Source organism: Sphingobium sp. VMM, assembly GCF_056790315.1.
The window spans coordinates 1-10,950 of sequence record NZ_JBXGSI010000044.1 but is presented as its reverse complement, the minus strand read 5'-3'; the positions used below and the strand labels follow the sequence as shown (position 1 = coordinate 10,950).

Sequence of the window (10,950 nt, the reverse complement as noted above, 5' to 3'; positions counted from 1 at the left end):
TCGATCCGGATCAAAAGCTAGTCTATTTGGCGTGGTATTTCGGTCGAGGATCGCAGAGTATCGTCTATGGGGACACTCAGTCGCGCTGCGAGAAGCTGGCTTGGCTGCTCAAGGATCTCGCGGCAGGCGAAGATGAAAGTCCGTTTGCCGCACAGCGGACGGAACTCTCGCGCTTTATCCAAGAGCATGTTCATCCCGACTTTTTATTGGCGCAAACCGTCCTCGCCGGCGTCGGGTTTCATTATGGCCATATTCCTAGCCTCGTTCGGCGGGCGATTGAAGTAGCTTTTGATGATCGCATTCTGGACTTCATTGTGTGTACCAACACCCTGTTGCAGGGCGTGAACTTGCCCGCCCGTAACATATTCATGCGTTGTCCGGAAAAAGGAGAGGAGCCGCTCGAAGCGGTCGATTTCTGGAACTTGGCCGGCCGCGCTGGCCGGCTCGGTAAGGAATTCGAGGGCAATGTTTTCCTGATCGATTATGCGGACTGGGAGAAGCAGCCGCTTGGTGCAGGCCCCGAAGGAGATATTCAGTCCGCCCTTCAGGAGCAGGTAATCCACAACAGCGATGCTCTGGTCAACTATATCGGAAATGCTGGGATCGAGTCCGGTAAAGACAAACTTCTGGAGAACGTCTTCTCGCGTCTTTTCAAGGATTTTCGGCTCGGCAGGCTGGAAGCAACGCTTGATCGCCTCGAGGCCACTCCCGCGATACGTTCCAACATCAAGGCCGGAATTGAAGAGGCCGCCCTCAAGATCCATGTCCCCGATATCACGCTTGGGGAGAACCCCACCATTTCGCCGCATCGCCAGCAGCGGCTCTACGCGAAACTCATTAAGGACGTACCTAAAAAGGGTGTCGATTATTACATGCCACCGCACCCGGCGGGTGACTGGAAAAAGGTCCAATCGAAGCTCATCAACGTGTATCGCCGGCTGCAGGTTGAGCTCGATGGTGAACGCAAAAGCAATGCATATATCCGTTGGGCAACTCTGTCGTTGCAGTGGATGCGAGGACAGGGACTTCCCGATCTTATACAGTTCGCAATTGACCAAGATGAACGGCGCGTGGCTGAAGGTCAGGAAGCCGGCCGTCGCGTCCGGCCACGTGGTCGTCCTTCTATCATTCGTGACATTCTTAAGGACGTTGAGCGCGAACTACGCTTCAAGTTTGTTAAGCAGATGGGATGCTATAATTCGGTCCTTCGTCAGGTGTTGGTGGAAATCGGCGAGCATCGCGCAGCGACGCACATCCCCGCAATCCCGCTGTTTCTCGAGGTCGGCGCGTCGTCTGAGACCATGCTCAGCCTGATCGACCTCGGCCTATCGCGCATCTCCGCTCGTTTGCTGCAGCAGCGCGCAGCGATCTACACGATGAACCGGGAGACTACACTCGCCTGGCTACGACGTCAGGACTTCAGTGCAATCGATCTGCCGCCTATTGTGCTGCGGGAAATCGCGCCTCTGCTGGTTTGATCCGGGATGGTCGGTAGGACTTTAGCGGCGGTCTATCTCGCTGGAACAGTATGAAGCACGCATTCATTCACAGGATCCGATCGATCTAACATTTTTACTACAAACAGCTTCTGACCGTAAGAATGAGTAGTCAACCCAATCTGCCTGTCCTAAGGTTCTGCAGATGGATCAGTTGCCTACAAGGACCGAGGTTTTCGAGAGTTACTGGCGGTTCGCCGCCGAACGGCTCGCAATCTATTATCGCCGACTCGTAGACCCGATTGGCCCTTGGACCGCGGATCCGGTGCTATCTAGCCATCGGTTCACAAACACCTATCGAGCCGCAGACCGAGTTAGTCAGTATCTCATTCGTGAAATTCAGTATCGTGAAGATCGGTCGCAGGCGCCGGCGGAAGTCTTTTTTCGCACGATGCTGTTCAAGATCTTCAACCGGATTGAGACGTGGGAGAAGCTGGAGCGAGCACTCGGCCCTATTAGCTGGCAGAGCGCGAATCTGGAGGTGATCAGCGAGACGCTCAATCAGATCATCAATGCCGGCCAGCGTATCTACTCCGCAGCTTACATCATGCCCTCGCCACCGCTCGGCCATGTGCGAAAGCACGCGAACCATCTCGCCTTGCTAAAGTCGATGATGGATGACGGACTGCCTGGAAGGCTCACTGCTGCGGTGAGTCTTGAGGCTGCGTATAAAATGATCTTGAGCTATCCCGGATTGGGTCCATTTCTGGCTTTCCAGTATGTGATTGACCTCAATTATTCCACGCTCCTCGAATTCGACGAAGACGAATTTGTTGTCGCCGGACCTGGCGCCCTGGATGGCATATCCAAATGTTTCCGTAACGCCGACGCTGCGAATCCCGACATTATCATCCGCCTGATGGTCGAACGACAGGACGAAGAATTCGCTGCTTTGGGGCTTGATTTCAGCGGGTTGTTCGGTCGGCGCTTGAAGCCAATTGATTGCCAGAACTTATTCTGTGAAATCTCGAAATATGCGCGCGCCGTGCATCCCCATGTTCGCGGGATCTCCGGCCGGACGCGCATTAAGCAGCGTTACGATGCTAACAATGCCCAGCCGACAACCAAACCTTTTTTCCCACCTAAATGGCGGCTCGCAATGGCAGCACCAGAGATACCGTGGGCGGTCGCACCGAGAACGATCAAGCAGCTTTCGCTTATTTAACGCGTTATTCGTCCGACACGGCAATTGCAGTACAGTAAAGGCGCTCATTCTCCTCTCTGATCTTGATCTTAAAGGTCACAACCCTTCGGTCCCAAATTATTTCTTGAAATACGCCCGAAGCCTTAACGCTGACCATCCCATCATCGAATTCTTTGACCGAAAAGAGCGCCAAAAATTCGGGTGTCACCTTAACTCCTAGCGCATCGGCGATGGCAAGTTTTGCGACAGATTCGCGCGATTTTACGTTCTGATCACGCAATTGCGTATCGCCTACTTCTCGACTTTGCGGCACAGTCAGGAGTGCTGAGCCCAAACCAATATCTTTACCCGCAACGGTTACGCCAACTTCTGGCCGAAATTTAATGCTACGTGCGTCAAGATCGATGATGATTGTGCCCTGCTTCTCCCTCCGTATCTGACGGAAGATATCGTATCCTTGGACAATTGCTTCGATCCACTCCCAAGTCTGGTTCTTCTCGACTTCTAAGCCTTCAACAAGATCTTTAATAAAATCAACGAAACGATTCGATATTTCAGAATCATTTAAAAACAGACGAAGTTGTTCTGGTCCGTAACCGGGCGTTCGTTGCTTAGCCTGACGCAGCCCCTCCGAATGGATAGCCTTGATGAGAGCTTCCTCGACGATTGCTGCGCGGGCTCCGTCCTGGATCTCATCAATTGTAGGATTGGATTTCCTTTTACGGCGCATCAGGCTGCGAAACACAGGAGACCAACCGAGCATCGCAATGTTCGCAAGATGCATAACATCGTGAAAACGGTATCCGTCATCCACTGACGCATTGTCTGTAAGATCGTCGCCGAGCCGCTTGCCATCCCAGTACATGCGGGCCCGTCCGCTGCCAATCGATACGACCGCGACCTCGAAACGGCGAGGAAACTGCTCATTCTCCGGATAGCCAATATCGTGCAGCGGCGTAGGTGCGCTCTTATTGTAACGCTGAGCGTTCTTCCTCATATTCTCTCGTGCCACATCGCTCAGCGAGACCCGATAGGTGCTAGCGAGCGCTGCGACATGCCAAGCGATGCCGGCAAGTATGTCATTGACGGGGCGATCTGCGACGGCGCGGTTAATACCAAGCTCAACCTCAGGAAGCATCTGTCGGAATAGTTCGGCACTGAGTTGTGACAGGACAGCAAGGCAGACCTCGACTAAGGTGCGGTCATGAGTACGAGCTGTCAGGAAAGCTAACTCTTGATAGTCCTTGAATTGCATTGTTCGTGTACGAGTTGGGAAGCTCTCGGCCGCCTTTAGAAATTCCGCTCGCTTGTCGGGATCCAGTACGTGCCGAATTCGTCGAGCGTGATCGTCGTTGCCACCAATCTCTCGCTTGAGGCTGATGATATCGTGAAGGAAGATATTTACCAACTTGGGAGCGTTAGCAATGCGCGCCAGCGCAAAGCAATACCAGACGACGTCACCCAGCTCCTCCACGATCTCCTCGTTGGCGACGTTCCAATCTTCTGGTTTTTCGTCCGCTAGCAATCGCTTCTTGATCGCCGCAATGACCGAGCCAATTTCCGCAGCCAGGCCGAAAATGGCGATCTCGAAGCGCTCTTTCTGCGACTTGCCGACGGTTTTGTCGGTGCTCTGGACAAACAGGTCGTATTCCGAAACGAGCATAAGACCCTCCACGGGCGTCCAAATAAACGTGATTTAGTTCTCCAAGCCGCCTCGACGATCAGGGCCACGCCTCAGGCCAACCTTGGCGATTACGTGGAAGGTCAGCGAACCACGCCTCTACGGCCTCAATCATGTTAGCCGTGAAACTATTCCGGTAGTTGCGGTTCGACGGGTAGAGGTCATCGCCGCCTAAATTACGCAGAGCCTCCGGAATAGGGATTGCGGATTTGCCGAAATAGACAAAATCCTTACTCCACAGCACATTATCCGAACTTGTGTCGCGATCGAGATTCAGTAGGTTGGTGCCGCCATCAGGGAAAGTGTGATGCGACCATTCTTGGATCCACGCCCCGTCCCAAGCGCGATGGTAGACATTATCGCCGTACGCCCGGCTCATGCTGCCGCCGTAGAAGGGGCGCTTAGCAAGGAATTGTGGATCATCCCAATATTGCTGGAAAGTGCATTTTCCAGTGATGCGCGCAACAAAGATAGCCCGTCCGACCATATTGTTTTCCGCGCTACCGCATCCGACGACGAGATCCCCCGGTTCAGATCCCCTTCTGATCCCCGGTTTGCATGTCGCTAGCGTCAGGCACCCATGAAAGGGATTAGGCGCGAATCCATAATCGCGCGTGATCTTATAGGAATAGAGCCGCATCTGAGTGTTACTGGCACTTGATGTGATCTGTTTTCCTAGGGCTCGCGGGTGATCCATCAGGATTCTTGAATGAGGGATCTCCTTGAATCGCGTTAACTAGCCCGTTGCCACAATCGCGAACGACCCCTGCCGCGTCTGCATCAAAAGACGGAGGCAACGTGTCGCGCCCGCCCACCATCACCGCAATAAAAGGTATGCCGAGTTCGCTCGCATAGCTGCCACCTGCGCCAAGGCACCCGTCATCGGCGGCGTCTTCAGGTAATAGAAACACGCAAAGGTCGGCACCATTGACACAGTCCTTGAGGCTCTCAGGCAAAACAGGCTCCCCCACCTCCGCCGCGATCACATCGTCAAGATTTGCAAGAATTTCGCTGACATCATAGCCCTCTGCTTCCAGGCGAGCACGTGCCTCAGCTATGAGGGCGGCAGTCGATGCAACATAAACCAGACAAGCTTTTTTCATCATCGTCGTACGCCGCCCCTGTTCGGAGGATGTCATTACTCCATCGTAACGCTTATACAAATACGTTCGCACCAATCAAAGAACTTTAATGCGATCATTATATCTATTATTATCAACAGGTTGTAGAAAGAAGCTGACACCTCTTGATGATGAAAGCCCTGCTTGGGTGCCCGAATTAGTCATCGTGCTATGGGTTTATAGTGGCGCAGCTTGTTCCTGAGATGTTGGCATCCACAAAGACCAATTTTGCTTTTTGTTTGAGCAGGAGGCAGTATAGTATCTGTCGCATTAAAATGAAGCGGCATGCGTAAGCCTGTTCAGGATCACAAGCGTCCACTGTGGCGGGCTTGTTACACTGAGCTTACGCGTTACCGATTTAGCCAAGATCGGCCCGGCCCGACCGCGCAAGGGCAAAGTGACGTATCTTCTAGGCCAGTGTCAAAGTGCGGATTGCGCCCTTCAGGAGGGATTAGCGATGAAAATGCATTTAACCTTGCCCACGAAATCTCTGCTTACATAGGGCGGCGCCAAAGCGGCAGCGGACTTTCGTATATCAGTATCTGGGGATGTCGAGGGTGATCTCCCGTGAGATGCTTTAGGCAATGCAGTGGCTTGCCAGCCGTTTCAAGAATATCGGCTACCTGGCGCCATCTATGGCGTAAGTCGAACGGGAGTTTACTTGGCGCACCCCACGCAACGATGATTATATCCGCCTCTGCCGCAATCCGTAAAAGATGTTCATCGTTATCAGGTCCGATTGGATCATTTACCTTTGCAAGATCCGAAATATCTTTTGATCTAAATGCAAACATGTTTCCGATGATCGCGCGCCCGATATTAAAATTAGCGCATACGTTTTGCACCATCAAAATCGTTTGATCATCGGTGTCCTCCGTAGCGGTTGATGGATTGACCATGACAAAGGCCGCCGTTGGGCCATCTCCTAGAAGCCGCTCAAGGCGATAGCGATAAGTCCAACAAGATGAATAAATCGCTGGGCCGGGATTCTTTGTCGTCCACGAGCGTTGGTTCATTCCATCATTCTCACATATGTTGACCCGCTTCTGTTAGCTCGTGATGGTCTTTAGGTATAGGCATGACTGATCGAAGCGTCGTGCAAGCGCCTTACCCAAGGTCTCCTTGTCCAAGCTCACCCCAAGGCAGTCGATCGAGTGACTTAGTCTCCAGCACGACCTGCGTATCAATGACGAGTACCCGATCGTAGGCTGAGATGTGGAGGATGCGGGACATGATTCTGTCATGCCGGCGGCAGAGCGAAGCGGCAATGAGGCTGTGCTCAAGTTTTCTCGAGCGAGTTGGGTCGGCCGAAGCGACGGGCCCCTTGGGCAACTTTTCCAGTCAACGGATCGACTTCTTCGCCAAGATTGTTACGCCAATGGATATTCTTGAGGCTCGGCATGATGTCGACCTCGAGCCCGTTTAGGAACCGGCCCCCATTAACGTACATGCCGATCTGCACAGGAGCACCCTTGGTGTACAGCGCCGCGAGCTGTGGAGGGCCTCCTGAGAGGGGATCGTCGCTTGACCTGATGGCGTCGCAGAACGAGCCCAGAATCGCTCTGCTGCGCCCCACTGCTTCTGAATCTTGCCAGAGGTTGTGATGAGCCTTAGCCGCAGCTGCGCCGGACCCAAATGTGCTGATTATATTGGTGGTTGACGGAACCGATACCTCGCAGGAGGTACACCTTCGGCTCTTGGCATCAAAAACGATGTTCCAAGCGCGGAACGAGGTGTCCGGCCAAGTATACTCGCGGAACAAGTGATGAATAGTGAAGCCAGCGGTCGGCGTTGAAATGGCGCTCGCAATACCCCGTTCGACAGCTCTCAACACTACGTTATGACGGTCTGACGCCGACGCTGATGGGTCGAAAAGTATGCCGGCATCTATGGCGCTGACAATTTGCCCAAGGAGCAGGGACGGAAGCACCACATCACCGCAAAATCCAAAGAGATGGGGCTCTGTGACAGGTGCAAACACTTTGCGCCCAGCTTCCCATCGGCGATCTGCCGATCCCCAGGTGATCCGGCTGTCCGACGCAACATAGACCACACGCGGTAAATGCGACGCATTGCCCGTGTCCGAGTACGAGATCCAAGACAGAAGCGTAGTCATCAGTCATTTTGCCGTTCGCATAGGAGAATCGGTCGGGGTGACCAGATCCAACGGCCGATAGATTAGCGGCGCTTTCGTGGGTGCGACAGTAAGTGCAGCAGGATTCTCAACAGTGGTCAGTCGACAAACGGCCACTCCTGAAGGTCGAAGCAAGAAAAATGGACTGTCTGCTGCTGGATAGCGAAAATCGGTCGCTGAACGGCCATTTTGGGTCGACCGCGGAATCAGGGCTGGCCCGCTATCGCTATAGCTGAAAGGTCCGCAGTGGTGGCGTCGATAGGCACACCAGCCTCCTTCCGTTCGGAGTATCGGTCAACGAGCTGCGACGCATGCGGCCGCATCAGCACGGTGAAGCGGACCAGTTCCTCCATCACATCGACGATGCGCTCGTAGTAGCTCGATGCCCGCATCCGGCCGTCTTCGTCGAACTCCTTGTAGGCCATCGCCACTGACGACTGATTAGGGATTGTGAACATCCGCATCCAGCGGCCCAGCAAGCGCAGCGAATTGACGGCATTGAACGATTGCGAACCGCCGGACATCTGCATGACCGCAAGCGTTCTTCCCTGCGTCGGCCGCATCCCGCGGATCTGGAGCGGCAGATGATCGATCTGGGTTTTCATGATGCCGCTGATCTGACCGTGCCGCTCCGGGCTGCACCAGACCATGCCTTCCGACCACAGCGCATGCTCACGCAGCTCGTGCACCGCCGGGTGATCGTCTCCCGCCACCTGATCGGGCAGCGGCAGATCGCTGGGATCGAAGATCCGCGTCTCGGCGCCAAAGAACTCTAGCAGGCGCGCCGCCTCTTCCACCGCGAGGCGCGAAAACGAGCGTTCCCGCAGAGAGCCGTAGAGCAGCAGAATACGCGGAGGCGGTTGATCCGGGCCAAGGCCAGCGGCAGGACGAGCCAACGCGAAGGCCTTGTCCAGAGCAGGAAGATGATCGGGGGCTGCGAGTTCGCGCAGTCTCATGCGGAAATACCTTTCTCGTACCAGGGACGGGTCCGCTTCACCAAGGCGACGATCGATAGCATCACCGGCACTTCGACCAGCACGCCCACGACCGTTGCCAGCGCGGCGCCGGAACTGAGGCCAAAGAGGCTAATCGCGGCGGCCACAGCCAGTTCAAAGAAATTGGAGGCGCCGATCAGCGCCGACGGGCCGGCGACGCACCATGCCACACCGAAGCGGCGGCTGAGCCAATAGGCGATGCCGGCGTTGAGATAGACCTGAAACAGGATCGGCACGGCAATCAGCGCAATCACCAGCGGTTGCCGGAAGATCTGCTCGCCCTGAAAGCCGAACAGTAGCACCAGTGTCAGCAGCAGGCTGGCAAGGCTGATCGGGCCGGTGGCGGACAAGAAATGCTGGAGCCGCTTCTCGCCCCCGCGAAGTAGGACTCGGCGGAGCAGTTGCGAGATGACCACTGGGACGACGATGTAGAGTCCCACCGACAGCGCCAACGTGCTCCACGGCACGGTAATCGATGCCACGCCCAGCAGCAGTCCTACGAGCGGCGCGAAGGCAAAGGCCATGATCAGGTCGTTCAGTGCCACCTGGCTCAAGGTGTAGTTCGGCTCACCATCGACGAGGCTGGACCAGACGAAGACCATCGCCGTGCAAGGCGCTGCAGCCAGCAGGATTAGCCCGGCAATGTAGGACGACGATACGCCTTCAGGCAGCATCGGCGCGAACAGGTGGCCCAGGAAGAAGGTGCCGAGCAATGCCATGGAGAATGGCTTGATCGCCCAGTTCACTACGATGGTAATGCCGATACCACGCCAGTGCTGCCGAAGGCTATGGAAGGCGCCGAAATCGACCCGTAGCAGCATCGGGATGATCATGAGCCAGATCAGGCCCGCCACCACGAGGTTGACGTTGGCGATCTCCAGCGCTGCGATCGCCTCGAAGGCGCCGGGAAGCAAATGGCCGAGACCGATCCCGACTACGATGCACAGGGCCACCCACAGCGAGAGATAGCGTTCGAACAGCGACATGATCGTCAGTCCTTCCCGGAAGCGATAGGCGCGGTCGCCGTGCCGCCGCCCAAGGCGATCTGCATGTAAACTGTGTCGAGCCAGCGGCCGGCCTTCCAGCCCATGCCGGTCAGGCAGCCGACCTGCTCAAAGCCGCAAGAGCCGTGTAGTGCGACCGAGGCCGGTTCGCCGCCACCGATGACAGCGACCATCTGCCGGAAGCCATAGGCATCGGCGGCCTCCAGCAAGGCCTTGAGCAACAGCTTGCCGATGCCGCCACCGCGCCGGTCGTGCGCTACGTAGATGCTGTTCTCGCAAGCATAGGCGTAGGCCGGTCTGTCCCGGAACTGCGTGGCGTAGGCATAGCCCACCACCTCAGATCCATCGCAGGCAACCAGGAATGGCCAACTACGTCCGGTCACCGTCAAGATCTTCTCGACGGTCTCGTCCCCGGTCGGTGGCACAACTTCGTAGGTCGCGGTGCCATTCAGGACGTGATGCGCATAGATTGCGGCGATAGCTTCCGCGTCGTCGACATTCACCCTACGAACCGAAAGGCTCATCGCCGGGTCGCTTCCACGACTTCCCCGTTTTCCTTGACGAATGTGCTGCGCTGGTGAGCTGGCAGCAGGTCCAGCACTGCTTCGGAAGGCCGGCAGAGCTTCACGCCCAGTGGCGACACGACCAGAGGCCGGTTGATGAGGATAGGATGCTCCATCATCGCGTCGACGAGGGCCTCGTCCGTCAAGGTCTCGTCGCGGAGGCCCAGTTCGGCATAAGGCGTCCCCTTCTCGCGCAGCAGAGCGCGCGGGGTGATGCCGGCGCGGTCGATGAGTTCCAGGAGCAGCGCGCGGCTCGGCGGCGTCTTCAGGTACTCGATAACATGAGGTTCGATGCCGGCATTGCGGATCATGGCCAGGGCATTTCGAGAGGTCCCGCAAAGCGGATTATGGTAGATCACGATATCGGTCATTGTTGCCTCTTCAGCAGCAGGTAAGTTCGGCCAGAAGCGGCTCACACAGTTCGGCGCGCCCTTGGCAGCAATCCTTTGCCAGATAGATCATCAGTCCGCGTAGCGCATCGAGGTTGGCTCGCTGGATCTGTTGGCGACCTCGCTTCTCGGACAGGACCAGCCCTGCCTTCGCCATCACGGCCAGATGGGTCGAAAACGTGCTCTGGGTCAGCCCCGATGCCTCTACCAGTTCGCCGGTCGACAGCCCTTCGGGCTCATGCCGGATTAGCAGGCGGAACGCATCGAGCCGCGTCGGATGGCCGAGAGCGGAAAGGATCGAGAGTGCCTCATCGGTTGCCATGCATCGGAATTATCCGATGCGATATGGCCCGTCAACCAGATATCGGATATTCCCGATGCTTTATTCGTCAGTCAGGCTTGAGGGCAGCTTGGGACCAATTG

Annotated in this window: 12 protein-coding genes; 2 read left to right on the top strand and 10 right to left on the bottom strand. The window is 56.0% G+C overall.

The window, feature by feature from the left end:
• Nucleotides 1-1,478, top strand: a 1,478-nt coding sequence (locus tag ACUCV3_RS27090; RefSeq protein WP_482241462.1) for a hypothetical protein, incomplete at its 5' end; no start/stop codon positions are given.
• A gap of 163 nt (nucleotides 1,479-1,641) precedes the next feature.
• Nucleotides 1,642-2,661, top strand: a complete 1,020-nt coding sequence (locus ACUCV3_RS27085) for a nucleotide kinase domain-containing protein (RefSeq protein WP_482241461.1) — start codon at nucleotides 1,642-1,644, stop codon at nucleotides 2,659-2,661.
• Between the two features lie 4 nt (nucleotides 2,662-2,665).
• Here ACUCV3_RS27085 and ACUCV3_RS27080 read toward each other — a convergent pair whose 3' ends face one another.
• From ACUCV3_RS27080 to ACUCV3_RS27035, 10 genes are all read right to left on the bottom strand, one after another.
• Nucleotides 2,666-4,303 (bottom strand): hypothetical protein, encoded by a 1,638-nt coding sequence (locus tag ACUCV3_RS27080; RefSeq protein WP_482241460.1) that lies wholly within the window; start codon nucleotides 4,301-4,303, stop codon nucleotides 2,666-2,668.
• A 58-nt stretch (nucleotides 4,304-4,361) separates the two neighbouring features.
• Nucleotides 4,362-4,961, bottom strand: coding sequence for an Nmad2 family putative nucleotide modification protein (locus ACUCV3_RS27075; protein WP_482241459.1), 600 nt, complete (start codon nucleotides 4,959-4,961; stop codon nucleotides 4,362-4,364).
• A 7-nt stretch (nucleotides 4,962-4,968) separates the two neighbouring features.
• A complete protein-coding gene (locus ACUCV3_RS27070) occupies nucleotides 4,969-5,460 on the bottom strand; it encodes a hypothetical protein (RefSeq protein WP_482241458.1) in 492 nt (163 codons plus the stop codon).
• 476 nt (nucleotides 5,461-5,936) lie between these two features.
• Complete coding sequence (locus ACUCV3_RS27065; protein ID WP_482241457.1) at nucleotides 5,937-6,458, bottom strand: DUF1643 domain-containing protein; 522 nt, start codon at nucleotides 6,456-6,458, stop codon at nucleotides 5,937-5,939.
• 263 nt (nucleotides 6,459-6,721) lie between these two features.
• Nucleotides 6,722-7,558 carry a hypothetical protein gene (locus tag ACUCV3_RS27060; RefSeq protein WP_482241456.1) on the bottom strand — a complete coding sequence of 279 codons (837 nt, stop codon included), beginning with the start codon at nucleotides 7,556-7,558 and terminating at the stop codon, nucleotides 6,722-6,724.
• 224 nt (nucleotides 7,559-7,782) lie between these two features.
• Nucleotides 7,783-8,532, bottom strand: a complete 750-nt coding sequence (gene arsH / locus ACUCV3_RS27055) for an arsenical resistance protein ArsH (protein WP_048938941.1) — start codon at nucleotides 8,530-8,532, stop codon at nucleotides 7,783-7,785.
• Complete coding sequence (arsB, locus tag ACUCV3_RS27050) at nucleotides 8,529-9,557, bottom strand: ACR3 family arsenite efflux transporter (RefSeq protein WP_048938942.1); 1,029 nt, start codon at nucleotides 9,555-9,557, stop codon at nucleotides 8,529-8,531. Before arsB ends, arsH begins: the two co-directional genes overlap by 4 nt.
• Before the next feature lie 5 nt (nucleotides 9,558-9,562).
• A complete protein-coding gene (locus tag ACUCV3_RS27045; RefSeq protein ID WP_048938943.1) occupies nucleotides 9,563-10,099 on the bottom strand; it encodes a GNAT family N-acetyltransferase in 537 nt (178 codons plus the stop codon).
• The gene (arsC, locus tag ACUCV3_RS27040; RefSeq protein WP_048938944.1) at nucleotides 10,096-10,509 is read right to left on the bottom strand and encodes an arsenate reductase (glutaredoxin); all 414 of its coding nucleotides are present in this window, start codon (nucleotides 10,507-10,509) and stop codon (nucleotides 10,096-10,098) included. Before arsC ends, ACUCV3_RS27045 begins: the two co-directional genes overlap by 4 nt.
• A gap of 10 nt (nucleotides 10,510-10,519) precedes the next feature.
• Nucleotides 10,520-10,849, bottom strand: coding sequence for an ArsR/SmtB family transcription factor (locus tag ACUCV3_RS27035; protein WP_048938945.1), 330 nt, complete (start codon nucleotides 10,847-10,849; stop codon nucleotides 10,520-10,522).
• Nucleotides 10,850-10,950 lie beyond the last annotated feature (101 nt).

Coding starts and splice junctions, on each gene's coding strand:
- ACUCV3_RS27085 (WP_482241461.1), top strand. CDS start 1,642: ATGGATCAGTTGCCTACAAGGACCGAGGTTTTCGAGAGTTACTGGCGG.
- ACUCV3_RS27080 (WP_482241460.1), bottom strand. CDS start 4,303: ATGCTCGTTTCGGAATACGACCTGTTTGTCCAGAGCACCGACAAAACC.
- ACUCV3_RS27075 (WP_482241459.1), bottom strand. CDS start 4,961: ATGCGGCTCTATTCCTATAAGATCACGCGCGATTATGGATTCGCGCCT.
- ACUCV3_RS27070 (WP_482241458.1), bottom strand. CDS start 5,460: ATGACATCCTCCGAACAGGGGCGGCGTACGACGATGATGAAAAAAGCT.
- ACUCV3_RS27065 (WP_482241457.1), bottom strand. CDS start 6,458: ATGAACCAACGCTCGTGGACGACAAAGAATCCCGGCCCAGCGATTTAT.
- ACUCV3_RS27060 (WP_482241456.1), bottom strand. CDS start 7,558: ATGACTACGCTTCTGTCTTGGATCTCGTACTCGGACACGGGCAATGCG.
- arsH (WP_048938941.1), bottom strand. CDS start 8,532: ATGAGACTGCGCGAACTCGCAGCCCCCGATCATCTTCCTGCTCTGGAC.
- arsB (WP_048938942.1), bottom strand. CDS start 9,557: ATGTCGCTGTTCGAACGCTATCTCTCGCTGTGGGTGGCCCTGTGCATC.
- ACUCV3_RS27045 (WP_048938943.1), bottom strand. CDS start 10,099: ATGAGCCTTTCGGTTCGTAGGGTGAATGTCGACGACGCGGAAGCTATC.
- arsC (WP_048938944.1), bottom strand. CDS start 10,509: ATGACCGATATCGTGATCTACCATAATCCGCTTTGCGGGACCTCTCGA.
- ACUCV3_RS27035 (WP_048938945.1), bottom strand. CDS start 10,849: ATGGCAACCGATGAGGCACTCTCGATCCTTTCCGCTCTCGGCCATCCG.